This window comes from Neisseria sp. HMSC075C10, assembly GCF_001815615.1.
In the GTDB taxonomy this organism is placed as follows: domain Bacteria; phylum Pseudomonadota; class Gammaproteobacteria; order Burkholderiales; family Neisseriaceae; genus Neisseria; species Neisseria subflava_A.
Genome location: NZ_KV821259.1, coordinates 31,295 through 58,294, shown reverse-complemented (window position 1 = coordinate 58,294; position 27,000 = coordinate 31,295). Strand labels below are relative to the sequence as shown.

24 protein-coding genes, 1 tRNA gene and 1 riboswitch are annotated in these 27,000 nt (G+C 52.1%); of the genes, 23 read left to right on the top strand and 2 right to left on the bottom strand.

What is annotated here, in order from left to right:
- Position 1 precedes the first annotated feature (1 nt).
- The 21 genes from nuoH to murJ all read left to right on the top strand — a co-directional run bounded on the left by nuoH (position 2) and on the right by murJ (position 22,537).
- Complete coding sequence (nuoH, locus tag HMPREF3047_RS05035; protein ID WP_002216340.1) at positions 2-1,078, top strand: NADH-quinone oxidoreductase subunit NuoH; 1,077 nt, start codon at positions 2-4, stop codon at positions 1,076-1,078.
- 80 nt (positions 1,079-1,158) lie between these two features.
- Positions 1,159-1,638: an NADH-quinone oxidoreductase subunit NuoI gene (gene nuoI / locus HMPREF3047_RS05030; RefSeq protein ID WP_019272040.1), complete on the top strand. Its 480-nt coding sequence runs from the start codon at positions 1,159-1,161 to the stop codon at positions 1,636-1,638.
- Between the two features lie 11 nt (positions 1,639-1,649).
- On the top strand, positions 1,650-2,321 hold the full coding sequence (locus HMPREF3047_RS05025) for an NADH-quinone oxidoreductase subunit J (RefSeq protein ID WP_003750564.1): 672 nt from the start codon (positions 1,650-1,652) through the stop codon (positions 2,319-2,321).
- Positions 2,318-2,623 carry an NADH-quinone oxidoreductase subunit NuoK gene (nuoK, locus tag HMPREF3047_RS05020; RefSeq protein WP_003747881.1) on the top strand — a complete coding sequence of 102 codons (306 nt, stop codon included), beginning with the start codon at positions 2,318-2,320 and terminating at the stop codon, positions 2,621-2,623. The genes HMPREF3047_RS05025 and nuoK overlap by 4 nt, the downstream gene beginning before the upstream one ends.
- Positions 2,624-2,625: 2 nt before the next feature.
- The gene (gene nuoL / locus HMPREF3047_RS05015) at positions 2,626-4,650 is read left to right on the top strand and encodes an NADH-quinone oxidoreductase subunit L (RefSeq protein ID WP_070712381.1); all 2,025 of its coding nucleotides are present in this window, start codon (positions 2,626-2,628) and stop codon (positions 4,648-4,650) included.
- 95 nt (positions 4,651-4,745) lie between these two features.
- Complete coding sequence (locus HMPREF3047_RS05010; protein WP_070646485.1) at positions 4,746-6,242, top strand: NADH-quinone oxidoreductase subunit M; 1,497 nt, start codon at positions 4,746-4,748, stop codon at positions 6,240-6,242.
- A 9-nt stretch (positions 6,243-6,251) separates the two neighbouring features.
- Positions 6,252-7,694 (top strand): NADH-quinone oxidoreductase subunit NuoN, encoded by a 1,443-nt coding sequence (nuoN, locus tag HMPREF3047_RS05005; RefSeq protein ID WP_070712380.1) that lies wholly within the window; start codon positions 6,252-6,254, stop codon positions 7,692-7,694.
- A 220-nt stretch (positions 7,695-7,914) separates the two neighbouring features.
- Positions 7,915-8,214: a DUF2818 family protein gene (locus tag HMPREF3047_RS05000; RefSeq protein WP_003686671.1), complete on the top strand. Its 300-nt coding sequence runs from the start codon at positions 7,915-7,917 to the stop codon at positions 8,212-8,214.
- Between the two features lie 181 nt (positions 8,215-8,395).
- Positions 8,396-8,953: a ribosome recycling factor gene (gene frr / locus HMPREF3047_RS04995; protein WP_070712379.1), complete on the top strand. Its 558-nt coding sequence runs from the start codon at positions 8,396-8,398 to the stop codon at positions 8,951-8,953.
- Between the two features lie 57 nt (positions 8,954-9,010).
- Positions 9,011-9,757, top strand: coding sequence for an isoprenyl transferase (locus tag HMPREF3047_RS04990; RefSeq protein ID WP_070712378.1), 747 nt, complete (start codon positions 9,011-9,013; stop codon positions 9,755-9,757).
- 5 nt (positions 9,758-9,762) lie between these two features.
- The gene (locus HMPREF3047_RS04985) at positions 9,763-10,557 is read left to right on the top strand and encodes a phosphatidate cytidylyltransferase (RefSeq protein WP_049332974.1); all 795 of its coding nucleotides are present in this window, start codon (positions 9,763-9,765) and stop codon (positions 10,555-10,557) included.
- Positions 10,558-10,590: 33 nt separating this feature from the next.
- Positions 10,591-11,340: an SIMPL domain-containing protein gene (locus tag HMPREF3047_RS04980; RefSeq protein ID WP_003747899.1), complete on the top strand. Its 750-nt coding sequence runs from the start codon at positions 10,591-10,593 to the stop codon at positions 11,338-11,340.
- Between the two features lie 117 nt (positions 11,341-11,457).
- Entirely contained in the window at positions 11,458-12,639 is a 1,182-nt protein-coding gene (gene ispC / locus HMPREF3047_RS04975) for a 1-deoxy-D-xylulose-5-phosphate reductoisomerase (protein ID WP_070712437.1), read from the top strand.
- A 131-nt stretch (positions 12,640-12,770) separates the two neighbouring features.
- A complete protein-coding gene (gene rseP, locus HMPREF3047_RS04970; RefSeq protein WP_070712377.1) occupies positions 12,771-14,111 on the top strand; it encodes an RIP metalloprotease RseP in 1,341 nt (446 codons plus the stop codon).
- A 3-nt stretch (positions 14,112-14,114) separates the two neighbouring features.
- Positions 14,115-16,517 carry an outer membrane protein assembly factor BamA gene (gene bamA / locus HMPREF3047_RS04965; RefSeq protein ID WP_070712376.1) on the top strand — a complete coding sequence of 801 codons (2,403 nt, stop codon included), beginning with the start codon at positions 14,115-14,117 and terminating at the stop codon, positions 16,515-16,517.
- Between the two features lie 111 nt (positions 16,518-16,628).
- Positions 16,629-17,138 (top strand): OmpH/Skp family outer membrane protein, encoded by a 510-nt coding sequence (locus tag HMPREF3047_RS04960; RefSeq protein WP_070712375.1) that lies wholly within the window; start codon positions 16,629-16,631, stop codon positions 17,136-17,138.
- Positions 17,139-17,239: 101 nt separating this feature from the next.
- The gene (gene lpxD, locus HMPREF3047_RS04955) at positions 17,240-18,280 is read left to right on the top strand and encodes a UDP-3-O-(3-hydroxymyristoyl)glucosamine N-acyltransferase (protein WP_070584396.1); all 1,041 of its coding nucleotides are present in this window, start codon (positions 17,240-17,242) and stop codon (positions 18,278-18,280) included.
- Between the two features lie 73 nt (positions 18,281-18,353).
- Positions 18,354-18,803: a 3-hydroxyacyl-ACP dehydratase FabZ gene (gene fabZ / locus HMPREF3047_RS04950; RefSeq protein WP_003681704.1), complete on the top strand. Its 450-nt coding sequence runs from the start codon at positions 18,354-18,356 to the stop codon at positions 18,801-18,803.
- A 74-nt stretch (positions 18,804-18,877) separates the two neighbouring features.
- Entirely contained in the window at positions 18,878-19,654 is a 777-nt protein-coding gene (gene lpxA / locus HMPREF3047_RS04945) for an acyl-ACP--UDP-N-acetylglucosamine O-acyltransferase (protein WP_070712374.1), read from the top strand.
- Between the two features lie 159 nt (positions 19,655-19,813).
- Entirely contained in the window at positions 19,814-20,989 is a 1,176-nt protein-coding gene (lpxB, locus tag HMPREF3047_RS11280; RefSeq protein WP_070712373.1) for a lipid-A-disaccharide synthase, read from the top strand.
- Between the two features lie 9 nt (positions 20,990-20,998).
- Positions 20,999-22,537 (top strand): murein biosynthesis integral membrane protein MurJ, encoded by a 1,539-nt coding sequence (gene murJ / locus HMPREF3047_RS11275; RefSeq protein ID WP_070712372.1) that lies wholly within the window; start codon positions 20,999-21,001, stop codon positions 22,535-22,537.
- Positions 22,538-22,628: 91 nt separating this feature from the next.
- Here murJ and thiC read toward each other — a convergent pair whose 3' ends face one another.
- The gene (thiC, locus tag HMPREF3047_RS04930) at positions 22,629-24,518 is read right to left on the bottom strand and encodes a phosphomethylpyrimidine synthase ThiC (RefSeq protein WP_070712371.1); all 1,890 of its coding nucleotides are present in this window, start codon (positions 24,516-24,518) and stop codon (positions 22,629-22,631) included.
- Between the two features lie 95 nt (positions 24,519-24,613).
- Positions 24,614-24,713, bottom strand: a riboswitch (TPP riboswitch).
- 111 nt (positions 24,714-24,824) lie between these two features.
- Here thiC and HMPREF3047_RS04925 point away from each other — a divergent pair.
- Positions 24,825-24,901 (top strand) — tRNA-Met (locus HMPREF3047_RS04925).
- Between the two features lie 181 nt (positions 24,902-25,082).
- Here HMPREF3047_RS04925 and HMPREF3047_RS04920 read toward each other — a convergent pair.
- Positions 25,083-26,213, bottom strand: a complete 1,131-nt coding sequence (locus tag HMPREF3047_RS04920; protein WP_070584389.1) for an FUSC family protein — start codon at positions 26,211-26,213, stop codon at positions 25,083-25,085.
- A gap of 154 nt (positions 26,214-26,367) precedes the next feature.
- Here HMPREF3047_RS04920 and rnhB point away from each other — a divergent pair, with 154 nt between their 5' ends.
- Positions 26,368-26,961, top strand: a complete 594-nt coding sequence (rnhB, locus tag HMPREF3047_RS04915) for a ribonuclease HII (RefSeq protein ID WP_063068644.1) — start codon at positions 26,368-26,370, stop codon at positions 26,959-26,961.
- Positions 26,962-27,000 lie beyond the last annotated feature (39 nt).

Here is a 27,000-nt window from a genome sequence, read left to right as displayed (position 1 = left end):
CATGCAAGAATGGTTCCAAAACCTCTTTGCCGCAACGCTCGGTCTGGGCGATTTGGGTATCACCGTAGGCTTGGTGGTATCCGTCATCGTCAAAATCGTGATTATCCTGATTCCGCTGATTCTGACCGTTGCCTACCTGACGTATTTCGAACGTAAAGTCATTGGATTTATGCAGCTTCGTGTCGGCCCGAACGTAACCGGCCCGTGGGGTCTGATCCAGCCGTTTGCCGACGTGTTCAAACTCTTGTTTAAAGAGGTAACCCGTCCGAAGCTGTCAAACAAAGCCCTGTTCTACATCGGCCCGATTATGTCACTCGCCCCATCTTTCGCGGCGTGGGCAGTGATTCCGTTCAACGAAGAATGGGTGCTGACCAACATCAATATCGGTCTTTTGTACATCCTGATGATTACCTCGCTGTCGGTTTACGGCGTGATCATCGCGGGCTGGGCTTCCAACTCCAAATATTCGTTCTTGGGTGCAATGCGTGCTTCCGCGCAAAGCATTTCCTACGAGATTGCCATGAGTGCCGCGCTGGTGTGCGTTGTGATGGTATCGGGCAGCATGAACTTCTCCGACATCGTTGCCGCACAAGCCAAAGGTATTGCCGGCGGTTCGGTATTCTCTTGGAACTGGTTGCCGCTCTTCCCCATCTTCATCGTCTATCTGATTTCCGCCGTTGCCGAAACCAACCGCGCGCCGTTTGACGTGGCAGAGGGTGAATCTGAAATCGTTGCCGGTCACCACGTTGAATACTCCGGCTTCGCATTCGCGCTGTTCTTCCTTGCTGAATACATTTTCATGATTCTGATTGCCGCGCTGACATCGCTGATGTTTCTCGGCGGCTGGCTGTCTCCGTTCCCTCAAAGCTGGGGCTTTATCGGTACGCCTTCCGCATTCTGGATGTTCGTGAAAATGGCGGCAGTGCTGTACTGGTATCTGTGGATCCGTGCAACCTTCCCGCGCTACCGCTACGACCAAATCATGCGCCTAGGCTGGAAAGTGCTGATTCCGATCGGCTTCGCCTACATCGTGATTTTGGGCGTGTGGATGATTTCACCGCTGAATTTGTGGAAATAAGTTTCAGACGGCATCTTGAGGCCGTCTAAACAAAGCGATTTTGAATACCTAACGAAATCCCTGTTTTGAGGGAACATAATATGGCTAACTTAGTAAAAACCTTTCTGCTTGGCGAATTGGTAAAAGGCTTGGGCGTAACGCTCAAAAACTTTTTTGCCCGCAAAGACACAATTTATTTCCCCGAAGAGAAAACGCCGCAATCCGTGCGTTTCCGCGGCCTGCACGCGCAACGCCGTTATCCTAACGGCGAAGAGCGCTGTATCGCGTGTAAATTGTGTGAGGCAGTTTGTCCGGCAATGGCGATTAACATCGAATCGGAAGAACGCGAAGACGGCACACGCCGCACCAAGCGTTACGACATCGACCTGACCAAGTGCATCTTCTGCGGTTTCTGCGAAGAAGCCTGCCCGACCGATGCGATTGTGGAAACCCATATTTTTGAATACCACGGCGAGAAAAAAGGCGACTTGCACATGACCAAGCCGATTCTTTTGGCCATTGGCGATAAATACGAAACTGAAATCGCCAAACGCAAAGCCGCTGACGCGCCGTATCGTTAAGGAGCAGACGAATGACTTTTTCCGCGATTCTGTTCTATATTCTTGCCGCCATCGTTTTGTACGGTGCGGTTCGTACCGTTACTGCTAAAAACCCTGTTCACGCCGCTTTGCATTTGGTGCTGACCTTCTGCGTGAGCGCGATGCTTTGGATGCTGATGCAGGCCGAGTTTTTGGGCGTGACGCTGGTAGTGGTTTACGTCGGCGCCGTGATGGTGTTGTTCCTGTTCGTCGTGATGATGTTGAACATCGACATTGAAGAAATGCGCGCCGGTTTCTGGCGTCATGCACCTGTTGCCGGTGTGGTCGGCACATTGTTGGCGGTTGCCCTGATTCTGATTCTGGTCAACCCGAAAACCGACCTGGCCGCATTTGGTCTGATGAAAGACATTCCGGCCGATTACAACAATATCCGCGATTTGGGCAGCCGTATTTATACCGACTACCTGTTGCCGTTTGAATTGGCGGCGGTATTGCTGCTGTTGGGCATGGTGGCCGCGATTGCGCTGGTTCACCGTAAAACCACCAATCCGAAACGCATGGATCCTGCCGACCAAGTTAAAGTACGCGCCGACCAAGGCCGTATGCGTCTGGTGAAAATGGAAGCGGTCAAACCGCAAGTCGAATCTGCCGAAGAAAGCGAAGTTTCAGACGGCCTCAAGCCGGAAGGGGAGGGCAAAGCATGATTACCTTGACGCATTATCTGGTATTGGGTGCGCTCCTGTTCGGTATCAGCGCAATGGGTATCTTTATGAACCGCAAAAACGTGCTGGTATTGTTGATGTCGATCGAGCTGATGCTCTTGGCGGTGAACTTCAACTTTATCGCTTTCTCCCAATATTTGGGCGATACTGCCGGACAGATTTTCGTATTCTTCGTACTGACCGTTGCCGCTGCCGAATCCGCCATCGGTTTGGCGATTATGGTGCTGGTGTACCGTAACAGAAAAACAATCAACGTTGCCGATTTGGATGAGTTGAAAGGGTAATCATGAACGACATGACTTTATATTTGGTAATTGCCCTTGTGCCTTTGGCAGGCTCGCTGATTGCAGGTTTGTTCGGCAACAAAATCGGACGTGCCGGTGCGCATACCGTAACAATACTCGGTGTGGCGGTGTCTGCCGTGCTGTCGGCTTATGTGCTGTGGGGATTCCTCAATGGCAGCCGTGCCAAGTTTGACGAGAACGTCTATACCTGGCTGACAATGGGCGGTTTAGATTTCTCCGTCGGCTTCTTGGTCGATACGATGACGGCGATGATGATGGTCGTGGTCACCGGCGTATCGCTGATGGTGCATATCTATACCATCGGCTATATGCATGATGAAAAAGTCGGTTACCAACGCTTCTTCAGCTATATTTCTTTGTTTACTTTCAGCATGTTGATGCTGATTATGAGCAACAACTTCATCCAGCTCTTCTTCGGCTGGGAAGCTGTGGGCTTGGTGTCGTATCTCTTGATCGGTTTCTATTTCAAACGTCCGAGCGCAACATTTGCCAACCTGAAAGCCTTTTTGATCAACCGTGTCGGCGACTTCGGCTTTTTGCTCGGTATCGGCTTGGTGCTTGCCTATTTCGGCGGCAGCCTGCGCTATCAAGATGTATTCGCTTATCTGCCTAATGTTCAGACGGCAACTATCCAACTGTTCCCCGGTGTGGAATGGTCTTTGATTACTGTAACCTGTTTACTCCTGTTTGTCGGTGCGATGGGTAAATCTGCACAGTTCCCGCTGCATGTCTGGCTGCCTGATTCGATGGAAGGCCCGACTCCGATTTCTGCATTGATTCACGCCGCAACCATGGTTACCGCCGGTCTGTTCATGGTATCGCGTATGTCGCCGATTTATGAGATGAGCAGCACTGCGCTGTCAGTAATCATGGTGATTGGTGCGATTACCGCCCTGTTTATGGGCTTCTTGGGCGTGATTCAAAACGACATCAAACGTGTGGTTGCGTATTCTACCCTGTCGCAACTGGGCTATATGACCGTGGCTCTGGGCGCGTCTGCCTATTCCGTGGCGATGTTCCATGTGATGACCCACGCTTTCTTTAAAGCCTTGTTGTTCTTGGCCGCAGGTAGCGCGATTATCGGTATGCACCACGACCAAGATATGCGCCACATGGGTAACCTGAAAAAATACATGCCGATTACTTGGCTGACCATGTTGATCGGTAACTTGTCGCTGATCGGTACGCCGTTCTTCTCCGGCTTCTATTCCAAAGATTCGATTATCGAAGCAGCGAAATACAGCACCCTGCCGGGCAGCGGCTTTGCCTATTTTGCCGTCCTCGCCAGTGTGTTCGTTACCGCGTTTTACGCGTTCCGCCAATACTTTATGGTGTTCCACGGCGAAGAAAAATGGCGCAGCCTGCCCGAACACCATTCAGACGACCATGGCGAAGAACATCACGGCTTGGGCAAAAACGACAATCCGCACGAAAGCCCGCTGGTTGTTACCCTGCCTTTGATTCTGCTGGCCATTCCGTCCGTCATCATCGGCTATGTTGCCATCGAGCCTATGCTTTACGGCGATTTCTTCAAAGACGTGATTTTTGTTAATGCTGACGCGCATCCGACTATGCACATCATGAAGGAAGAGTTCCACGGCGCATTGGCAATGGTGTCACACAGCCTGCATTCGCCTGTACTCTACCTCGCTATCGCAGGTGTCTTGAGCGCATGGCTCCTGTACGTCAAACTGCCGCACCTGCCAGCGAAAATTGCACAGGCGTTCCGTCCGATTTACGTTTTGTTTGAAAACAAATACTACCTCGACGTCCTGTATTTCAACGTTTTCGCCAAAGGCACACGCGCATTGGGTACTTTCTTCTGGAAAGTCGGCGATACCGCCATTATCGACAACGGTATCGTCAACGGCTCTGCCAAACTGGTCGGCGCGATTGCCGCGCAAGTGCGTAAAGCCCAAACCGGCTTTATCTATACCTACGCCGCCGCTATGGTATTCGGCGTATTGGTACTGCTCGGCATGACCTTCTGGGGATTGTTCCGATAAGAATAAGGTTTCAGACGGCCTTAAACCTTCAGGCCGTCTGAAACGAAGAAATATCCACATAAACACATTTTTATTTTAACCACAGGTTAACCACTATGTTTTCCAACTACCTACTCAGCTTGGCAATATGGATACCTATCGCCGCAGGTGTGCTGGTTTTGGCGACCGGTAAAGACAGCCGTGCGCCGCTGGCGCGTGTGCTTGCCTTCATGGGTGCGCTTGCCGGTTTCTTGGTAACGCTGCCCCTGTTTACCGGTTTCGACCGTTTGAGCGGCGGCTATCAGTTTACCGAGTTCCACGAGTGGATTCCGCTTCTGAAAATCAACTACGCATTGGGCGTAGACGGTATTTCAGTGCTCTTTATCATCTTGAATGCGTTTATTACGCTGTTGGTGGTATTGGCCGGTTGGGAAGTCATTCAGAAACGTCCGGCGCAGTATATGGCCGCTTTCCTGATTATGTCGGGTTTGATTAATGGTGCGTTTGCCGCGCAGGATGCGATTCTGTTTTATGTGTTCTTCGAGGGTATGCTGATTCCGCTGTACCTGATTATCGGTGTATGGGGCGGCCCGCGCCGCGTCTATGCGTCGGTCAAGCTGTTCCTCTATACGCTGATGGGTTCGCTCTTGATGCTGGTTGCCATGGTTTACCTGTACTATCAAACAGGCAGCTTCTCTATTGTCGATTTCCAAAACATCAAGCAGATTCCGTTGGGCGTACAACAGCTTTTGTTTGTAGCGTTCTTCCTGTCATTTGCTGTAAAAGTGCCGATGTTCCCTGTGCACACTTGGTTGCCGGATGCTCACGTTGAAGCGCCGACCGGCGGTTCGATGGTGTTGGCGGCAATTACGCTGAAACTGGGTGCGTATGGCTTCTTGCGCTTTATCCTGCCGATTATGCCGGATGCGGCACGCTATTTTGCCCCTGTGATCATCGTATTGAGCCTAATTGCCGTGATTTACATCGGTATGGTGGCTTTGGTGCAAACCGATATGAAAAAACTGGTGGCGTACTCTTCCATCAGCCATATGGGTTTTGTCACTTTGGGTATGTTCCTGTTTGTGAACGGCCAACTGAATGACTGGGCATTGAAAGGCGCAATCATTCAAATGATTTCCCATGGTTTTGTGTCTGCCGCGATGTTTATGTGTATCGGCGTGATGTACGACCGCCTGCATACCCGCAATATTGCTGACTATGGCGGCGTGGTCAATGTGATGCCTAAGTTTGCGGCGTTTATGATGTTGTTCGGTATGGCCAATGCCGGTCTGCCTGCGACTTCCGGCTTCGTGGGCGAGTTTATGGTGATTATGGGCGCGGTTAAAGTGAATTTCTGGGTGGGCGCGTTGGCTGCCATGACCCTGATTTACGGTGCGTCTTATACCCTGTGGATGTATAAACGCGTTATTTTTGGTGCGATCCACAATCCGCACGTTGCCGAAATGAAAGACATCAATTGCCGCGAATTTGCGATTTTGGCGATTTTGGCGGTTGCTGTTTTGGGCATGGGTCTGTATCCGCAAGCGTTTATCGAAGTGGTGCATCAAGCGGCAAACGATTTGATTGCCCATGTGGCACAAAGCAAGATTTGAGGTGTGTAAATGAACTGGTCTGATTTGAATTTAATGCCCGCCATGCCCGAAATCGTGCTGCTTGCGCTATTGGGTGTCGTATTGCTGGCAGACTTGTGGATTTGCGATAAAAACCGCTATCTGACCCATCTGATGAGTTTGGGAACGGTCATTATTGTGGCTATTACCCAATTGGCGGTATGGGAGCAGGGCAGTGTCGATGCCTTTCATGGTATGTATATTGCAGACGGCATGTCCCGTTTGGCAAAACTGGTGCTGTATGCGCTGACGTTTGGTCTGTTTATTTACAGTAAACCGTACAACCAAGACCGCCAAATCTTCAAAGGCGAGTTTTATACCCTGTCGCTGTTTGCCCTGTTGGGTATGAGCGTCATGGTCAGCTCGGCACATTTCCTTACTGCGTATATCGGTTTGGAATTGTTGTCTTTGTCACTGTACGCCATGATTGCCCTGCGTCGCGATTCCGGTCGTTCTGCCGAGGCTGCGCTGAAATACTTCGTATTGGGCGCGTTGGCCTCCGGTTTGCTGCTTTATGGTATTTCCATGGTTTACGGCGCCACCGGTTCTCTTGATTTTGCTTCCGTCTTGGCTTCTGCTTTCAATGAGCAGGCCAATGAGTGGTTGTTGAAATTGGGTATGGTGTTTATTGTAGTAGCCATTGCATTTAAATTGGGTGCGGTTCCATTCCATATGTGGGTACCCGACGTGTACGATGGCGCGCCGACTTCTGTTACCGCCTTTGTGGGTACGGCTCCGAAAATCGCCGCCGTTGTCTTTGCATTCCGTATCCTTGTTACCGGCATGGGTACCATACATTCAGACTGGGCGCCGATGTTGGCCATTCTTGCCGTTGCTTCTTTGGTGGTCGGTAACCTTGCTGCCATTATGCAAACCAATATCAAACGTATGCTTGCTTACTCCACCGTATCGCACATGGGCTTTATCTTGTTGGCGTTTATGGCAGGTGCGGTCGGCTTTACCGCAGGTTTGTATTACGCCATTACCTATGCTTTGATGGCGGCAGTCAGCTTCGGTGTTTTGATGGTATTGTCTACCAAAGACATTGAGTGTGAAGAAATCAAAGACCTCGCTGGTCTTAACCACCGCCATGCATGGTTTGCCTTCCTGATGTTGCTGTCCATGTTCTCTATGGCAGGTATTCCGCCGCTGATGGGCTTCTACGCTAAGTTTGGCGTGATTATGGCGCTCTTGAAACAAGGCTATGTTTGGTTGTCAGTGTTTGCCGTCATCATGTCGCTGATTGGCGCGTTCTACTACCTTCGCGTGGTCAAAGTCATCTACTTCGATGCGCCTGACCATGACCAGCCGGTCGGCAGCAGCTATGCCGCCAAATTTGTCCTGACGGTCAATGCCTTCCTGCTGCTCCTCTGGGGTATCATGCCGCAAACCGTTATCGACTGGTGTGCCAAAGCATTGGAAAATACCCTGTAAGCGTCAAACAAAACCAACGGCGGCTGTTCCAAAGTCGCCGTTTTTGTTAGGATTCGCATTCGGATGAAATATACCCAAAGTTCAGACGGCCTCAAGCCTTTGAACAATCATCAAGCAGGTATCATCAAGATATTGAATATTCCACGGATAATGATGGGCAAGAATGCCCATTTAACATGTTAAAATCACACATAGGCCGTCTGAAAACAGAAAGACCATCATGACCGCATCCATGTACATTCTTTTGCTGTTGGCACTTATCTTTGCCAACGCACCCTTTATTACCACCAAATTCTTCGGCATCATCGCCCTGAAACGCAAACACATCGGCCATCACTTGATCGAATTGCTGGCAGGCTTCCTTCTTACCGCGATTCTCGCCTATATCCTTGAATCACGCGCTGGAGCCGTACATGCCCAAGATTGGGAGTTTTACGCGACTGTTGTCTGCCTCTACCTGATTTTTGCCTTCCCATGCTTCGTATGGCGTTACTTTTGGAATGAGCGAAATAGAGAGTAGGATTTGGATTTGAATAAGGAAAAGGCCGTCTGAAAGATTTTCAGACGGCCTTTATTTTGTTTGATGTTAAATATCGGTTAGAAAACAAGGCTGTTGGGGCGTAAAGCCTTGTCGTGGGGGCGGTTTAACGGTACTATTCTCGGTTAATCCTGTTTTATTCCTATGAAATTGAAAGTATAAGATGATTAATGATATTCAAAAGACAGCTGAAGGCAAAATGCAGCGTTCTCTGGAAGTGTTGAAAGAAAACTTGGCTAAAGTGCGTACCGGCCGTGCGCATACCGGCCTGCTTGACCAAGTGGAAGTGGAATACTGGGGCAGCATGGTGCCTGTGAGCCAAGTGGCGAACGTGACGCTTTTGGATGCGCGTACGATTGGGGTGAAACCTTTCGAGAGCAATATGGCTTCAAAAGTTGAGAAAGCGATCCGTGATTCCAACTTGGGCCTAAACCCTGCTTCTGTCGGCGATTTGATCCGTGTCCCTATGCCTATGCTGACTGAGGAACGCCGTAAGGATCTGATCAAAGTGGTACGCAGCGAGGCAGAAGAGGGTCGTGTGTCTATCCGTAATGTGCGCCGTGATGCAAACGACCACATCAAAAAATTGTTGAAAGACAAAGAAATTTCTGAAGATGAAGCCCGCCGTGGCGAGGAAGCGGTTCAGAAGTTGACCGACAAATATATTGCTGAGGCAGACAAGCTCTTGGCTGCCAAAGAAGAAGATTTGATGGCGATTTAATCCTGTGTGCAAACCGTTCAGACGGCCTTTGGACGGTTTGCTCCCTGAAAGGCAGACATGAAAAGCAGTACGCAGACAATTTTGGAACACTCTGCCATCCCCCGACATATTGCTGTGATTATGGACGGCAACGGACGTTGGGCAAAGAAGCGTTTTCTTCCCCGTGTGATGGGGCATAAGCGCGGCTTGGATGCGCTGGAGAACATGGTGAAGCATTGTGCTGAGCTGGGTGTGCAGTATTTGACCGTGTTTGCTTTTTCGACTGAAAACTGGCGACGCCCCGAGGAAGAGGTTTCTTTTCTGATGGGGCTGTTTTTGCAGGCTTTACAAAAGCAGGTGCGCCGTTTGCACGATAACAATATGCGCTTGAGAGTCATCGGCAGCCGTGAGCGGTTTAACGCTGAAATCCTGAAGGGGATCGAGGCGGCAGAGGCGTTAACGGCAAACAATACCGGTTTGACTTTGAGCATTGCCGCCGATTATGGCGGCCGCTGGGATATTTTACAGGCGGCAAATCAGTTGATTGCCGAGGGAGTAACTGAGATTACGGAAGAGGCGTTGTCGCGCTATTTGATGTTGGGCGATGCACCCGAGCCGGATTTGTTTATCCGCACCGGCGGGGAGACGCGCATCAGTAATTTCCTGCTGTGGCAGATGGCGTATGCGGAATTGTATTTTACGGATACGCTGTGGCCTGATTTTAATGAGAAATCGCTGAACGAGGCGATTGCTTCGTTCCAACAACGGGAGCGCCGCTTCGGGCGGACTTCCGAACAGCTGCCGGTTGAGCAGCAACGGGGTTGAGAATTATGTTGAAACAACGGATTTTGACGGCGCTGTGGCTTTTGCCACTGATGCTGGGCATGCTGTTTTATGCACCTATGTGGCTGTGGGCGGCGTTTTGCGGCCTGATTGCCATGCTGACTTTGTGGGAATATGCCCGTATGAGCGGCTTGGACAAGCTGAAAATCAATCATTATTTGGCTTCAACGCTGGTGTTTGGCGTGATTGCCTATGCAGGCGGTTGGCAGTTGCCTGATTTGGTTTGGTATGTCGTATTGGCGTTTTGGCTGATTGTCATGCCTTGGTGGCTGAAGGCGAAATGGAAGTTAAACGGCGGCTGGCAGGCTTATACGGTCGGTTGGTTGTTGGTGATGCCGTTTTGGTTCGCACTGGTTTACCTGCGTCCTCAGCCTGAAGACGCGCTGTCTTTATTGGCGATTATGGGTTTGGTGTGGGTGGCCGATATTGGCGCGTATTTTTGCGGCAAGTCGTTTGGCAAGCGCAAAATTGCGCCGACCATCAGCCCGGGTAAAAGCTGGGAAGGTGCGATCGGCGGCGCATTGTGCGTTGCCGTGTACATGACTATCGTATGGAAAGCCGGTTGGCTGGCTTTTGAAGCCGGTTGGTTAAAAACTATTTTGATCGGCTTGATTTTGACCGTTGTCAGCGTGTGCGGTGATTTGCTGGAAAGCTGGCTCAAACGTGCGGCCGGTATTAAAGACAGCAGCAATCTGTTGCCGGGACACGGCGGCGTGTTCGACCGTGTGGACAGTCTGATTGCCGTTATCAGCATTTATGCCGCCTTTGTATATTTGTTTTAAACCACCTGTCTTACGTGGTTGGAGGAGCTGATTGTGTCCGAACAAAAACAGATTTCATCTTTATCGATCTTGGGCGTATTGTTGGCACTGGGATTGATGGCTGCTGCGTTTATTTTGGGCGTGCAGTTTAAGAATCTGCGCCAACCGGGGACGATTACCGTAAAAGGTTTGGCGGAGAAAAACTTCCAATCCGACAGCGCAACGTGGAATACGGGCGTGAACGCGCACGGCGAGAGCTATCAGGAAGTTTTGGATTTGCTGACGGCAAGACGCAAGAAGCTGTCTAAGTTTTTGGGCGAGCAAGGCTTTACGGCGGCTGAAATGAAAGTGGGCCTGCCTGAAGTGTCGCGCGTTTTCAATGAAACCCGAGACGAATTGGGCAACGTAACCCGCACGCCCAACGGCTACGATGGCGACCTCAATATTGTGGTCAACACCAAAAAATTGGACAAAATCCAAGCAGCACAGCGCGCCATTTTGAATTTCCGTGCGCAAAACGAATTTATCCGCTTCGACAATCCGCAATATTTGCTGGGCAATTTGGAAACCATCAAACGCGATTTGATCACGCAGGCGACTGAGGATGCGCAGAAACGCGCGGCCGAATTTGCCAAAACCGGCGGCGGCAAAGTGGGCGCCATGCGTTCTGCTTCGCAAGGCTCGTTCAATATCTATGCCGACACCGGTAGCAGCGAGGACGACGAGTACGGCGGTTCTTACGATAAAAGTACCGTCGGCAAACAAGTCCGATTGGTTGTTACCATCGAATACGGCATTGAGTAATTCTTTCAGACGGCCTTTTCAGCTGGGAGGCAAAAGGCCGTCTGAAAATTGGAAACGGCAAAGAAATCTATTTCAAACACAATGAATACCGTTTGCACAGCACATAAAGAACACACCATGACACAACAAGTTCTGACCATATTAGGCAGTACCGGCAGCATAGGCGAAAGCACTTTAGACGTTGTCTCCCGCCATCCCGAAAAATTCCGCGTGTTCGCGCTGGCAGGGCATAGGCAGGTGGACAAGCTGGCGGCGCAATGCAAACAGTTCCGTCCGGAATATGCCGTTGTCGGCGATGCCGGCCATGCCGCCGAGCTGGAAAAGAAACTCAAACAAGAAGGCATCGATACACAGGTTTTATATGGCGCTCAAGCCCTGATTGATGTGGCTTCGGCTGATGAAGTCAGCGGCGTGATGTGTGCCATTGTCGGCGCGGCCGGTTTGCCGTCGGCTTTAGCTGCCGCTCAAAAAGGCAAAACTATTTATCTGGCCAACAAAGAAACGCTGGTGGTTTCTGGCGCATTGTTTATGGAAACCGCCCGCCAAAACGGCGCTACCGTCTTGCCGATTGACAGCGAACACAACGCCATCTTCCAAGTATTGCCAAGGGATTACACAGGCCATCTGAATGAGCACGGTATCAATTCGATTATCCTGACCGCATCGGGTGGCCCCTTCCTTAATACAGATTTAAGTACATTTGACAGTATTACGCCCGAGCAGGCGGTCAAGCATCCGAATTGGAGCATGGGGCGCAAAATTTCCGTCGATTCCGCGTCAATGATGAATAAGGGTTTGGAGTTGATTGAGGCGCATTGGCTGTTTAACTGTCCGCCGGAAAAACTGGAAGTCGTCATCCATCCGCAATCCGTGATTCACAGCATGGTGCGTTATCGCGATGGTTCGGTATTGGCGCAGTTGGGTAATCCCGATATGCGTACGCCGATTGCTTATTGCTTGGGCCTGCCCGAACGTATCGATTCCGGCGTGGGCGAACTGGATTTCGGCGCGTTGTCCGCATTGACCTTCCAAAAACCTGACTTTGACCGTTTCCTATGTCTGAAACTTGCCTATCAGGCCATGAATGCAGGCGGCGCCGCACCTTGCGTGTTGAACGCTGCCAACGAAGTTGCCGTGGCCGCTTTTTTAGATAAACGCATCAAGTTTACCGATATTGCCAAAGTCGTTGCCCACTGCCTTGCCCAAGATTTTTCAGACGGCCGTCACGATATCGAAGGCCTGCTGGCGCAAGACGCGCAAACACGCAGGCAGGCAGAAGCCTTTATCGGCAAACAATAAAGCTTCAATGACAGGCCGTCTGAAACGTCAACCGCTTGGCATTTAGGCAGACAAAATGGAACAACTGCCTTTATAATCGGTTTTGAGACGGCCTTATCCGTTGATGATCACATTCCACTCAGGGGATTTTTTTGCAAACCTTTTTAGCCTTTATCGTCGCCATTCTGATTTTGGTCAGCCTGCATGAGTTCGGACACTATATTGTTGCCCGCTGGTGCGGCGTTAAAGTCGTGCGCTTTTCCGTCGGCTTCGGTAAGCCCTTTTTCACCCGAAAACGCGGCGATACCGAGTGGTGTCTTGCCCCGATTCCGCTGGGCGGTTACGTTAAAATGGTCGATACGCGCGAAGGCGAGGTGGCAGAGGCAGATTTGCCGTACGCCTTTGATAAGCAGCATCCGGCCAAGCGCATCGCCATTGTCGCCGCCGGCCCTTTGACCAATTTGATTTTGGCCGTTTTGCTTTACGGCTTGAGCTTTTCCTTCGGCGTGACCGAGTTGCGCCCCTATGTTGGCATGGTCGAGCCTGCCAGTATTGCCGCCAAAGCAGGTTTTCAGGCAGGCGATAAGATTGTATCGGTCAACGGAATCTCCGTAAAAGACTGGAGCGATGCGCAAACCGAGATGGTGTTGAACCTTGAAGCCGGTCCTGTAAAAGTTGCTGTTCAGACGGCCTCAAATACCCAAGCCATCCGCATAATTGATGCCGCCGGCACGCCTGAAGCAGGTAAAGTTGCGAAAAACCAAGGCAACATCGGCCTTTTGCCTTTTAGAATTACTAACCGCATCGGCAAAGTCTTGGCCAAAAGTCCGGCCGAAAAAGCAGGTTTGAAGGAAAACGACAAACTGCTGACCGCCGATGGGAAGCCCATCGAAAGCTGGCAGGCATGGACGGAACTCTTCCGCGCCAGCCCCGGCAAACGAATCGAACTGACTTACGAGCGCGACGGTAAAATACTGGCGACCGCTATCCGGCCGGACAGCGTCGAGCAGTCGGCAGGTGTGCTGGTGGGTAGAGCAGGGCTCGCCGCCCAGGCGGATAAAGAGTGGGATAAAACCATCCGCTACCGTTATACGCCTTCCGTTGCCCAAGCCTTTGAATTGGGTTGGAACAAAACCGTCAACTATTCGTGGACGACCCTCAAATTTTTCGGAAAACTGGTTACAGGCAATGCCTCTTTGAACCATATTTCCGGCCCCTTGACCATTGCCGATGTCGCCGGACAATCCGCCAAACTCGGATTGCAGAGCTACCTCGAATTTCTGGCCTTGGTCAGCATCAGCTTAGGCGTGTTGAACCTTTTGCCCGTACCCGTTTTAGACGGCGGACATCTGGTTTTCTATACTGCCGAATGGATACGCGGAAAGCCTTTGAGCGAGCGCATACAGGCAGTCGGCCTGCGCTTCGGACTGGCAGCCATGCTTTTGATGATGGCTGTGGCTTTCTTTAATGACATCAACCGTTTGTTTGGATAATTTATGAAACTGAACCAGATTGCTTCCGCTTTAATGGTATTGAGCCTGTCTCCGCTGGCATTGGCTGACTTTACCATTCAGGACATCCGCGTCGAAGGCCTGCAACGCACCGAGCCGAGTACCGTCTTCAACTATCTGCCCGTTAAAGTCGGTGATAATTTCAATGATGCGCGCAGTGAAGAAATCATCAAAAAACTCTATGCAACCGGTTTCTTTGACGACGTACGCGTCGAGACCATGGACAATCAAGTCCTGCTGACCGTAATTGAGCGTCCGACCATCAGCTCGCTCAATATTACCGGCGCGAAAATGCTGCAAAACGATGCCATCAAGAAAAACCTTGAAGCCTTCGGTTTGGCGCAATCCCAATACTTCAACCAAGCAACACTGAACCAAGCCGTCGCCGGTTTGAAAGAAGAGTATTTGAGCCGTGGCAAACAGTCGGTCAAAATCACGCCGACCGTCACCAAACTCGCCCGCAACCGCGTGTCTATCGACATTGCCATCGAAGAGGGCAAATCTACCAAGATTACCGATATTTCCTTTGAAGGCAACGAAGTTTATTCCGACCGCCGCCTGCTGAAACAAATGTCCCTGAGCGAAGGCGGCATGTGGACTTGGGTGACCAAGAGCAACCAGTTCAATGAGCAAAAATTTGCTCAGGACATGGAAAAAATCACCAATTACTACCAAAACAACGGCTACTTCAACTTCCGTATTTTGGATACCGACATCCAAACCAACGAAGACAAAACCAAGCAGACCATTAAAGTAACCGTCAGCGAAGGCGACCGCTTCCGCTGGGGCAATGTACGCATCGAAGGCGATACGCTGGAAGTGCCGAAAGAAGATTTGGAAAAACTGCTGACCATGAAGCCGGGTAAATGGTACGAGCGCGCGCAAATGTCCAATTCGCTCGAAGCCATTCAAAACCGCATGGGTCAGGCAGGTTACGCATTCAGCGAAATCAATGTCCAACCGATTCCAAATGCAGAAACGCATACCGTTGATTTTGTGCTGACCGTTCAACCGGGCCGCAAAATCTATGTAAACGAAATCAACATTACCGGCAACAACAAAACCCGCGACGAAGTTATCCGCCGCGAGTTGCGCCAAATGGAATCGGCGCCTTACGACTCTGCCAAACTGCAACGTTCTAAAGAGCGCGTTGAGTTGTTGGGCTACTTCGACAACGTTCAATTTGATGCGGTTCCTGTGGCAAATACCCCTGACCAAGTTGACCTGAACATGAGCCTGACCGAACGTTCGACCGGCTCGCTCGACTTGAGCGCAGGTTGGGTTCAGGATACCGGTTTGGTAATGTCTGCCGGCGTGGCTCAAGACAACCTGTTCGGTACGGGTAAATCCGTTGCCCTGCGCGCGTCCCGCAGTAAAACCACAGTAAACGGCTCGTTGTCGTTTACCGACCCATACTTCACACCGGACGGCGTAAGCTTGGGTTACGATATTTACGGCAAGACTTACGACCCGCGTAAAGCTTCTTCCAGCGCGAAACAATATAAAACCACGACTTTCGGCGGCGGTTTGCGTATCGGTATTCCGGTTACCGAATATGACCGTGTGAACTTCGGTTTGGCTGCAGAACGCTTGACCGTGAACACCTACAAAGGCGCGCCTAAACGCTATGCCGACTTTATCAACCAATACGGTAAAGGCAACGGCAACGGCGTGGGTAACTTCAAAGGTTGGTTGTATAAAGGCACCATCGGCTGGGGCCGTAACAAAACCGACAATGCCTTGTGGCCGACCCGCGGTTACCTGACCGGCGTAAACGGCGAAATCGCACTGCCGGGCAGCGACCTGCAATACTACACCCTGACCCACAACCAAACTTGGTTCTTCCCGTTGAGCAAAGATTTCACGCTGATGCTGGGTGGCGAAGTCGGTTATGGCAACGGCTACGGCAAAACCAAAACCATGCCGTTCTTTGAAAACTTCTACGGCGGCGGCTTAGGCTCCGTCCGCGGCTTCGAAAGCGGTACGCTGGGCCCGAAAGTCTATGACGAATACGGCGAGAAAATCAGCTACGGCGGTAACAAAAAAGCCAACGTTTCCGCAGAGTTGCTCTTCCCGATGCCGGGCATTAAAGACTCGCGTACCGTCCGTCTGAGCCTGTTTGCCGATGCAGGCAGCGTGTGGGACGATAAAACCTACAACGACAGCAGCAGCAATACTTATTACACCAATGGCGCGCTCCAAAACGTGTACGGTGTAGGCACAACGCACAAATCGACATTCAAAAACGAATTGCGTTACTCTGCCGGTGCTGCCGTGACCTGGCTCTCTCCGCTGGGTCCGATGAAGTTCAGTTATGCTTATCCGATTAAGAAAAAAGAAGGCGACGAAATCCAACGCTTCCAATTCCAACTCGGTACGACATTCTGATGATGTTTAGGCCGTCTGAAACCGGGTTTGTCCGTTTCAGACGGCCTCATGGCAGATTGGCGGCAGGCTTATTGCCAACCGCCCGTCTGTTTTCAAGCAAGGATTTTTATCATGAGTAAAATAGCCGGCACCCTCCGTGTCCTCGCCGTAGCCCTGCCGGGTTTCGTGCTGTTGCCGCAAGCGGCGGCAGATGGCGTACAGAAAATCGGTTTTATCAATACCGAGCGCGTTTATCAGGAATCCAAGCAGGCACAAAGCATTCAGACGACTTTGGAAAAAGAGTTCAAAAGCCGTCAAACCGCCTTGCAAAAGCTGCAGCAGGAAGGCGAGGCTTTGGAGCGAAAACTGAGCAGCGACAAGCTCAGCGACAGCCAAAGGGAAGCGGAAACCCAAAAATGGCGCAATCTGGTACAAAAATTCCGCAAACAGCAGACCGAGTTGGCTGAAGACTACAACTTGCGCCGCAATGAAGAATTCGCCGCGCTCCAGCAAAATGCCAACCGCGTCATCGTCGATTTAGCCAAACGCGAAGGTTATGACTTCATCTTGCAGGACGTGATTTACGTCAACGGCCGCTACGACATTACCGACAGCGTTATTAAAGCCCTAAATGCTCACTGACCCTGCTCGGCAGCGAATGTAACCATACAGACAAACCTAAGGCCGTCTGAAACCCAAACCGGCATCTTTCAGACGGCCTGACATCTTGACGGCAGATTATCATGACTTCACAAGCATACACCCTGTCCCAAATCGTTTCCCAACTCGGCGGCGAATGGAAAGGCGAAGACATCGCCATTACCGCCGTCCGTCCGTTGGATCAGGCGCAGGCAGAACACATCAGCTTTTTGGCTAACCCGAAATACAAAGCCGAAGTACACGACAGCCAAGCAGGCGCAGTGATTGTGTCGCCGAAAGCCGCAGATGAATTTGCGGGCCGCAACCTGATTGTGGCTGCCGACCCTTATCTTTATTTTGCCAAAGTGGCACGATTGTTCTCGCCGATTGTCAAAGCACAGGGCGGCATACATCCGACTGCCGTTATCGAGGCCAGCGCCAAAGTACCGGCAAGCTGCGAAATCGGCGCGAATGCCTATATCGGCGCGAATACCGTATTGGGCGAAGGCTGCCGTATTTTGGCCAATGCCGTTGTTCAACACGATTGCACGTTGGGCGATGAAGTCGTATTGCATCCCAACTCCGTCATCTATTACGGCTGCACTTTGGGCAACCGTGTCGAAATCCACAGCGGCGCCGTCATCGGCGCGGACGGTTTCGGCTTAGCCTTCGCCGGCGATTCATGGTTTAAAATTCCGCAAACCGGCGCAGTCACGCTGGGCGATGATGTGGAAATCGGTTCGAACACCAATATCGACCGTGGCGCAATGAGCGACACGACCGTCGGCAACGGCACCAAAATCGACAACCAAGTCCAAATCGGCCACAACTGCAAAATCGGTTCGCACACCGTTATCGCCGCCAAAACCGGTATTTCCGGCAGCGTCACCATCGGCAATTATTGCATTATCGGCGGCGGCGTCGGCACGGTCGGACACATCGAAATCGCCGATAAAACCACCATCGGCGGCGGTACATCAGTTACCCACAGCATTACCGAAAGCGGCCAGCATCTGGCCGGTATTTTCCCGATGTCGGGCTACAAAGACTGGGCGCGCAATGCCGTTTATATCCACCGTTTGAGCGAAATGAACAAACGCCTCAAAACGCTGGAAAAACAGCTTGCCGACAGCGACGAAGCCTAAAGGCGGCGCAAACAGTCCGCGCCCCGCATCCGAATACGTTTAAACCCAATACAAATAAGGAAAGACGAACATCATGGACGTACAACTCCCGATCGAAGCCAAAGACATTCAAAAACTTATCCCACACCGTTATCCGTTTTTGCAACTCGACCGCATTACTGCGTTCGAACCGATGAAAACCCTGACTGCGATTAAAAACGTCACCATGAACGAGCCGCAGTTCCAAGGCCACTTTCCCGACCTGCCCGTGATGCCTGGCGTGCTGATTATCGAAGCCATGGCGCAAGCGTGCGGCACACTCGCCATCCTCAGCGAAGGCGGCCGCAAAGAAAACGAATTCTTCTTTTTTGCCGGTATCGACGACGCCCGTTTCAAACGCCAAGTTATTCCCGGCGACCAACTGGTTTTTGAAGTCGAGCTGTTGACCAACAAACGCGGTATCGGCAAATTCAACGCCGTTGCCAAAGTTGACGGCCAAGTTGCCGTTGAAGCCGTGATTATGTGCGCCAAACGCGTGGTGTAAAAATGGGACAGGCCGTCTGAAAGTTCAGACGGCATCTTGCAGGCAATACCTGTATCAGACAGCAAGGAGACAGCATGACCCTTATCCATCCGACCGCCGTCATCGACCCTAAAGCCGAACTCGACTCCAGCGTCAAAGTCGGCCCATACAGCATTATCGGCCCCAATGTGCAAATCGGTGCGAATACCGAAATCGGCCCGCACGTCGTCATCAACGGCCATACGACCATCGGTGAAAACAACCGCATTTTCCAATTTGCCAGCCTCGGCGAAATTCCGCAGGACAAGAAATACCGCGACGAGCCGACCAAGCTGATTATCGGCAATGGCAACACCATCCGCGAATTTACGACGTTCAACCTCGGTACGGTTACCGGTATCGGCGAAACCCGTATCGGCGACGACAACTGGATTATGGCGTACTGCCACCTCGCGCACGACTGTGTCATCGGCAACCACACCATCTTCGCCAACAACGCCTCACTCGCAGGCCATGTGACCATCGGCGACTACGTTGTCTTGGGCGGCTACACGCTGGTGTTCCAATTCTGCCAAATCGGCGACTACGCCATGACCGCGTTTGCTGCCGGCGTACACAAAGACGTACCGCCGTACTTCATGGCTGCAGGCTACCGCGCCGAACCGGCCGGCCTCAACAGCGAAGGTATGCGCCGCAACGGTTTCACGGCCGAACAGATTGCCTCCGTCAAAGATGTGTATAAAACCATTTACCATCGCGGCATTCCGTTTGAAGAGGCCAAGGCAGACATTCTGAAACGTGCCGAAACCCAAAGCGAATTGGCGGTATTTAAAGACTTTTTTGCACAATCCACACGCGGCATTATCCGTTGATTGATGGATTGAAGGCCGTCTGAAACTTTTTCAGACGGCCTTTGGATTGCAAAAATCCGCGCGTAGGGCAGGTTTCCTGTCCGTTTGCTGCCGATGCCGTCTGAAAACGGGTGGGCAAATGTCCGCCCCAAAATCTTTTAGCTTCCGAACTTCAACAACATGAACCCCAATTCTTCCCCCCTTATCGCCATCAGCGTCGGTGAAGCTTCCGGCGACTTGCTTGGCGCACATTTAATCCGTGCCATTAAGGCGCGTTGCCCGAATGCGCAGTTTACCGGTATCGGCGGAGAGCGCATGAAGGCGGAGGGTTTTGAGAGTTTGTACGATCAGGAAAAGCTGGCGGTGCGCGGTTTTGTTGAGGTCATCAAACGCCTGCCGCAGATTTTGAAAATCCGCAAAGGGCTGGTGAACGATTTAATCCGCCTCAAGCCGGATGTGTTTATCGGCATCGATGCGCCGGACTTCAATCTCGGCGTGGCGGAAAAACTCAAGCAGGCAGGCATTCATACCATTCATTACGTCAGCCCGTCGGTTTGGGCGTGGCGGCGCGAACGGGTCAATAAAATCGTGCATCAGGTCAACCGCGTGTTGTGCCTGTTTCCGATGGAGCCACAGCTTTATATCGATGCCGGCGGCAAGGCTGAGTTTGTCGGCCATCCGATGGCGCAAACCATGCCGGTGGAAGCGGATAGGGCGGCGGCGCGGCAGAAGCTGGGCGTTCCTGCGGACGTGCCCGTGTTTGCCATATTGCCCGGCAGCCGTGTGAGCGAAATTGATTACATGGCGGCGGTGTTTTTTCAGATGGCCTTATTGCTGCTGAAACGTTATCCGCAGGCACAGTTTTTGTTGCCTGTGGCAACGGCTGCAACGCGCAAACGCATTAGCGAAATTTTGGCGCAGCCCGAGTTTGCCTCTCTTCCCATCACGTTGACCGACAAGCAGTCGGATACGGTTTGCACCGCTGCCGACGTGGTATTGGTTACCAGTGGTACGGCGACTTTGGAAGTGGCTTTGTGTAAACGGCCTATGGTCATCAGCTACAAAATTTCGCCGCTGACTTATGCGTATGTGAAAAATAAAATCAAAGTGCCGCATGTCGGTTTGCCCAATATTCTGTTGGGTAAAGCCGCCGTTCCCGAGCTGCTGCAACACGATGCCGTCCCTGAAAAACTGGCGCAGGCCGTGGCAGACTGGTATGACCACCCTGAAGCCGTGGCCGCGTTGGAACAAGATTTCCACGCCTTGCATCTGCTGCTGAAAAAAGATACGGCGGCATTGGCGGCGGCGGCAGTATTGGAAGAAGCCGGATTTTCAGACGGCCTGAAAGACAAGTAAGGAAAATACATGAATTTATTGGGAGCCTTGGCCAAGGTTGGCAGCCTGACGATGGTGTCGCGCATTTTAGGCTTTGTGCGCGATACGATTATTGCCCGTGCGTTTGGTGCCGGCATGGCGACGGATGCGTTTTTTGTCGCGTTTAAACTGCCCAACTTGTTGCGACGCGTGTTTGCAGAGGGCGCATTTGCCCAAGCCTTCGTACCGATTTTGGCGGAATACAAAGAAACCCGCTCTCCCGAAGCCACGCAGGCGTTTGTGCGTCATGTAGCCGGTATGTTGTCGTTTGTGTTGGTCATCGTTACCGCGCTGGGCATACTCGCCGCGCCGTGGGTGATTTATGTTTCTGCACCCGGTTTTGCCAAAGATGCCGATAAGTTTCAGCTCTCCATCGACCTGCTGCGGGTAACGTTTCCTTATATCTTTTTGATTTCCTTGTCGTCTTTTGTCGGTTCGATACTCAACTCCTATCATAAATTCGGTATTCCCGCCTTTACGCCGACTTTTTTGAACATCTCCTTTATCGTCTTTTCCCTGTTTTTTGTACCGTATTTTGATCCGCCTGTTATGGCTTTGGCGTGGGCGGTATTTGTCGGCGGCGTGTTGCAGCTGGTGTTCCAACTGCCTTGGTTGGCGAAACTGGGCTTCTTGAAAATGCCCAAACTCAGCTTTAAAGACGCAGCGGTCAACCGCGTGATGAAACAGATGGCGCCGGCTATTTTGGGCGTGAGCGTGGCGCAGATTTCCTTGGTTATCAACACCATTTTTGCCTCATTTTTGCAGTCCGGCAGCGTGTCATGGATGTATTACGCCGACCGACTGATGGAATTGCCGACCGGCGTTTTGGGCGTGGCACTCGGTACAATCTTGCTACCTACCTTGTCCAAACACGCCGCCAGTCAGGATACCGAGCAGTTTTCCGGCCTGCTCGACTGGGGTTTGCGCCTGTGCATGCTGCTGACCCTGCCTGCCGCCGTCGGCCTTGCCGTGTTGTCTTTCCCGTTGGTTACGACCTTGTTCATGTACCGTGAATTTACGCTGCACGACGCGCAAATGACCCAACACGCGCTGATTGCCTATTCCTTTGGCTTGATCGGGCTGATTATGATTAAAGTGTTGGCCCCCGGCTTCTACGCGCGCCAAAACATCAAAACCCCCGTTAAGGTCGCTATTTTCACGCTGATTTGCACGCAGCTGATGAACCTTGCCTTCATTTCGCCGCTCAAACACGTCGGTCTGTCCCTCGCTATTGGTTTGGGCGCGTGTCTGAATGCAGGCTTGCTGTTTTTCCTTTTGCGCAAACACGGCATCTACCGCCCCGGCAAAGGTTGGGCAGCGTTTTTAGTTAAAATGGCCATCTCTTTGGTCGTCATGGGCGGCGGTTTGTGGCTGGCGCAATATTATCTGCCGTTTGAATGGGTGCACGTCGGCGGCTTTAAAAAAGCAGGCCAACTCTGCGTCCTGATTGCCTTGGGCGGAGGCCTCTACTTCGTTTCCCTCGCCGCGCTCGGTTTTCGTCCGCACCATTTCCGCAGGGTGGAAAAATAAGCAGCCGTAGTGCGTATTGCTTTGGCTTAAAGGCTATTCGCTAAAAAGGCCGTCTGAAATATTTTCAGACGGCCTTTTCTTGCGTTACGTTTTAACTGTAAAGCTTCGCCCCTTTTTTGACGAACTCAATCGCTTTTTCTTCCATACCCTGCCGCTGGGCTTTTTGCTTGTCGGCGTAGTCGCGCACTTCCTGCGTGATTTTCATCGAGCAGAATTTGGGGCCGCACATTGAGCAGAAGTGGGCGATTTTTGCTCCTTCGGCAGGCAGGGTTTCGTCGTGGAAGCTCTCGGCGCGTTCGGGGTCGAGGCTGAGGCGGAATTGGTCGCGCCAGCGGAACTCGAAACGCGCTTTGCTCAGGGCGTTGTCGCGCAACTGTGCGCCCGGCCAGCCTTTGGCGAGGTCGGCGGCATGGGCGGCGAGTTTGTAGGTGATGATGCCGGTGCGCACGTCTTCTTTGTCGGGCAGGCCGAGATGCTCTTTCGGGGTAACATAGCAGAGCATGGCCGTACCGTACCAGCCGATGTTGGTCGCGCCTATGCCCGAGGTGATGTGGTCGTAGCCGGGGGCGATGTCGGTAACGAGCGGGCCGAGGGTGTAGAAAGGTGCTTCAAAGCAATGTTGCAGCTCTTCGGTCATGTTTTCTTTCACGCGTTGCAGCGGTACATGGCCGGGGCCTTCGATCATAACCTGTACGTCGTGTTCCCATGCTTTGGCGGTCAATTCGCCCAAGGTGTGCAGCTCGGCAAATTGGGATTCGTCGTTGGCATCGGCAATGCAGCCGGGACGAAGGCCGTCGCCGAGGCTGAACGATACGTCGTAGGCTTTCATGATTTCGCAGATTTCGTCGAAATGTGTGTAGAGGAAGTTTTCCTGATGATGGGCGAGACACCATTTCGCCATGATGGAGCCGCCGCGTGATACGATGCCGGTCAGGCGGTCGGCCGTCATCGGTACATAACGCAGCAATACACCTGCGTGCAGGGTGAAATAGTCCACGCCTTGTTCTGCCTGCTCGATTAAGGTATCGCGCACCAAATCCCAAGTCAGGTCTTCGGCAATGCCGCCGGTTTTTTCCAAAGCTTGGTAAATCGGCACCGTGCCGATGGGGACGGGCGCGTTGCGGATAATCCATTCGCGCGTTTCGTGGATGTGCGCGCCTGTGGATAAGTCCATAATCGTGTCCGCGCCCCAACGCAGCGACCATACCATTTTTTCGACTTCTTCGGTCAGGCTGGAGGTTACGGCGGAGTTGCCCAAGTTGCCGTTGATTTTGACGCGGAAGTTGCGGCCGATAATCATCGGTTCGAGTTCGGGGTGGTTGATGTTGGCAGGGATAATCGCACGTCCGGCGGCGATTTCTTGGCGCACGAATTCGGGCGTGATTTGGTCGGGATGGGTTGGGATATTCGCGCCGAAACTTTGCCCTGCGTGTTGTTTCAAGAGCTTGGCGTATTCAGGCCGTCTGAAAAGTTCGTCCAGCTTCATGCGTTCGCGTATGGCGACAAACTCCATTTCCGGCGTAATGATGCCTTGGCGGGCGTAGTGGAGCTGGGTTACATTGCGGCCTGCTTTGGCGCGGCGCGGACGGGTGATTTGGTTGAAGCGCAGATGGGCGGTTTTCGGATCGTGTGCGCGTTCGGTGCCATATTCGCTGGAAAGCTTGGGCAGGATTTCGGTATCGTCGCGTTCATCCAGCCATGCGGTGCGGACGTGTGGCAAACCCTGTTTTAAGTCGATGTGTGCCGCCGGGTCGCCGTATGAGCCGCTGGTGTCGTACACTGGAATTGGCGGATTGGCTTCCGTACCTTGTGCCGTGTAGGTATCGTCCTGACGGATTTCGCGCAAAGGCACGCGGATGTCGGCGCGGCTGCCCGGGATATAGACGCGGTTGGAATTGGGATATTGGAAGCGGATGCCGATGTCTTCGCTCAAGTCGGAAAGACGGCGCGCCTCATCGCCGGTTTTTTTAGCGGTAGTCATAAAAAATTGCTCCTGTTTTTCGGTTATGAAATGGAAACAGGAGCATTGCTTTTTTTTCAGATGGCCTTGTGGATATCTTCAATCAACCGTCTAAAAACACATTTGCCGAAACTCCCCACGCAGGTATTATCCTGTTCGGGTGTAAAGGGTATTTCTCAGCCGCTCGGTTTGAAAGCAGCACCCCTGTTTCTTTATTAACGAAAAATTAAACCATGCGGATGGTTTTTTGTAAAGCGGCGTTTTTCGCATTTTCTGTCAAAAACGCTTGACAGCGATTCCGTCTTTCCGTATAGTTACAACTTCTGACGCGGGATGGAGCAGCATGGTAGCTCGTCGGGCTCATAACCCGAAGGTCGTAGGTTCGAATCCTGCTCCCGCAACCAAATATAAAAATCCCCTGCAATCGCAGGGGATTTTGCTTTATGCGGTATTTATTGTTGCTTGGATTGATTGAAAGAGGCCGTCTGAACCATTGGGTTTCAGGCGGCCTTTTTTATGTGCTGATGTCATCAGCGGCTAATTCGCTTTTATTTTGTGAGTTTGCGTTTTTCAGACGGCCTATTGTTACTCCGGATCGGTATCGTTGCGTAGGTATTCTTTCAAGCGTTGCAATTCTTTTTTGTCCAACCATTTATTGCGCGAACGTTGCAACAGGATCACCAATGCGGCGATTTCGTTACGCATATTGGTGCTGAGCCAGAGGAAGCCTTGCCAGTCGTAATGCAGGCGGGCGGCCGGTTTGCTTAGTTCGGTATTGAGCGAAGTATCGATGCGAATGCGGCGGGCGTAGTGGCCTTTGATGAGGCGGACGGTCAGCCGAAGCTCGCGTTGGAGTTGGTTGAAATGGCGGTCGAGCAGGCGGATTTCGCTTTCGTTGAGCGTGGGCGCGCGCAGTTTGGCGGCTGTGGTCAGGAGCAGCTCGGTGGTGTTGACGATTTTGCGGTGGGCATGCTGCATGGCTTCCATCATATTGTTGCTGATGTGGCTTTCACCGGATGTTGCGGCCAGATGGCTGCGGCTTTTGACCATGCGGGCGTTGATTTTGCGCATTTTAATCATGTTTTGCTCCAAACGCTCGCGCGTCATGCGCTTACCGTTGCTGATTTCTGCAATCATTTTGGCGCAGTCGGTGAGGTTGTCGGCAAGCATGAAGCGCCACATCAGGGTGGAGCGCAGGGGCAGAAGTTTGGCGGCGGCAATGGCGATGGCGGCACCAATCAAAACGTTCATGGCGCGCATCAGACCGCTGTCGAGCCAATGGTGGCTGCTGTCGCCGATGAGCATACACATGGTCAAACCGGCAAGCATGGCGACGTAGCCGTTTTTGCCGACCGCAGACCAACCGGCCACCGCGCTGGCGGCACCGATAATCAGATAGAAGAAAACGCCGTCTTGCAAATAATGCTGGTTCAACCATAAAACGGCCAAACCGACGCCCAAACCGATGGCCGTGCCGAGCATGCGTTCGACTGCTTTGGAGTAAATCGCGCCTTGGAATTGCAGCATGCCGAGGACGACAAAGACGGTCATGCCGATCCACTCGCCGTGTTGCAGGTGGAAGACTTTGGCCAACAGGGTGGAAAACACGATTGCCAAGCCGAGGCGGAAGGCGTGGATATGGCGGCGATAGCGGTAGCGTTCGTAGGCGTTGAGCCAGCGTTCGGAAAAATGGAGGCGTTCGGATTGGGCAGGCATGTTGTAAGACGTATGGGTATGTGGGGATGTAAATTATAACTGATTGGTAAAGCAGATGAAATTTGAACTGCTCCCAAACGGCTTGTCCTATTGCGGATTTTATCTGCCGCAAGCGGATATAATGGCGGCTTTGAATCAGACAGGCGGTGAAGAAATGGCGACGGTTTTAAGCGCAGGCGTGGACGAAGCGGGGCGCGGCCCTTTGGTCGGCAGCGTATTTGCGGCGGCAGTGATTTTGCCGGAACATTTTGACCTGCCGGGTTTGACCGACTCAAAAAAACTGAGCGAAAAAAAGCGCGATATGTTGGCGCAGATGATTAAGGAACAGGCGGTTGCATGGAGCATTGCCTTTGCCGATCCCGACGAAATCCTGCAACTGAACATCCTGCACGCAACCATGGCCGCGATGAAGCGCGCAGTCGAGGGGTTGTCGGTCGTGCCTGACAAAGTATGGATAGACGGCAACCGTGTGCCGAAAGATTTGAATGTCCCTGCAGAGGCCGTGGTCAAAGGCGACAGCAAAATTATTGAAATCTCCGCCGCTTCGGTTTTGGCCAAAACCGCGCGTGATGCAGAAATGTATGAATTGGCGAAACGCTATCCGCAATACGGGTTTGACCGCCACAAAGGCTACGGCACGGCGCAACATTTGGCCGCATTGAAACAATACGGCGTATTGCCGGAACACCGCCGCGATTTCGCACCGGTCAAAACCTTATTGGCACAAGGCAATCTGTTTGAAGAATGAAAGCATAGCAAAAGGCCGTCTGAAAGATTTCAGACGGCC

Excerpts from the sequence above, each read along its gene's own strand:
- nuoH (WP_002216340.1), top strand. The coding sequence starts at position 2 with ATGCAAGAATGGTTCCAAAACCTCTTTGCCGCAACGCTCGGTCTGGGC.
- HMPREF3047_RS05025 (WP_003750564.1), top strand. The coding sequence starts at position 1,650 with ATGACTTTTTCCGCGATTCTGTTCTATATTCTTGCCGCCATCGTTTTG.
- fabZ (WP_003681704.1), top strand. The coding sequence starts at position 18,354 with ATGGACGTACAACTCCCGATCGAAGCCAAAGACATTCAAAAACTTATC.
- frr (WP_070712379.1), top strand. The coding sequence starts at position 8,396 with ATGATTAATGATATTCAAAAGACAGCTGAAGGCAAAATGCAGCGTTCT.
- rnhB (WP_063068644.1), top strand. The coding sequence starts at position 26,368 with ATGGCGACGGTTTTAAGCGCAGGCGTGGACGAAGCGGGGCGCGGCCCT.
- lpxB (WP_070712373.1), top strand. The coding sequence starts at position 19,814 with ATGAACCCCAATTCTTCCCCCCTTATCGCCATCAGCGTCGGTGAAGCT.
- ispC (WP_070712437.1), top strand. The coding sequence starts at position 11,458 with ATGACACAACAAGTTCTGACCATATTAGGCAGTACCGGCAGCATAGGC.
- HMPREF3047_RS05000 (WP_003686671.1), top strand. The coding sequence starts at position 7,915 with ATGACCGCATCCATGTACATTCTTTTGCTGTTGGCACTTATCTTTGCC.
- nuoN (WP_070712380.1), top strand. The coding sequence starts at position 6,252 with ATGAACTGGTCTGATTTGAATTTAATGCCCGCCATGCCCGAAATCGTG.
- bamA (WP_070712376.1), top strand. The coding sequence starts at position 14,115 with ATGAAACTGAACCAGATTGCTTCCGCTTTAATGGTATTGAGCCTGTCT.
- HMPREF3047_RS04920 (WP_070584389.1), bottom strand. The coding sequence starts at position 26,213 with ATGCCTGCCCAATCCGAACGCCTCCATTTTTCCGAACGCTGGCTCAAC.
- lpxA (WP_070712374.1), top strand. The coding sequence starts at position 18,878 with ATGACCCTTATCCATCCGACCGCCGTCATCGACCCTAAAGCCGAACTC.
- murJ (WP_070712372.1), top strand. The coding sequence starts at position 20,999 with ATGAATTTATTGGGAGCCTTGGCCAAGGTTGGCAGCCTGACGATGGTG.
- thiC (WP_070712371.1), bottom strand. The coding sequence starts at position 24,518 with ATGACTACCGCTAAAAAAACCGGCGATGAGGCGCGCCGTCTTTCCGAC.
- lpxD (WP_070584396.1), top strand. The coding sequence starts at position 17,240 with ATGACTTCACAAGCATACACCCTGTCCCAAATCGTTTCCCAACTCGGC.
- nuoL (WP_070712381.1), top strand. The coding sequence starts at position 2,626 with ATGAACGACATGACTTTATATTTGGTAATTGCCCTTGTGCCTTTGGCA.
- nuoK (WP_003747881.1), top strand. The coding sequence starts at position 2,318 with ATGATTACCTTGACGCATTATCTGGTATTGGGTGCGCTCCTGTTCGGT.
- HMPREF3047_RS04985 (WP_049332974.1), top strand. The coding sequence starts at position 9,763 with ATGTTGAAACAACGGATTTTGACGGCGCTGTGGCTTTTGCCACTGATG.
- HMPREF3047_RS04990 (WP_070712378.1), top strand. The coding sequence starts at position 9,011 with ATGAAAAGCAGTACGCAGACAATTTTGGAACACTCTGCCATCCCCCGA.
- HMPREF3047_RS04960 (WP_070712375.1), top strand. The coding sequence starts at position 16,629 with ATGAGTAAAATAGCCGGCACCCTCCGTGTCCTCGCCGTAGCCCTGCCG.
- HMPREF3047_RS05010 (WP_070646485.1), top strand. The coding sequence starts at position 4,746 with ATGTTTTCCAACTACCTACTCAGCTTGGCAATATGGATACCTATCGCC.
- nuoI (WP_019272040.1), top strand. The coding sequence starts at position 1,159 with ATGGCTAACTTAGTAAAAACCTTTCTGCTTGGCGAATTGGTAAAAGGC.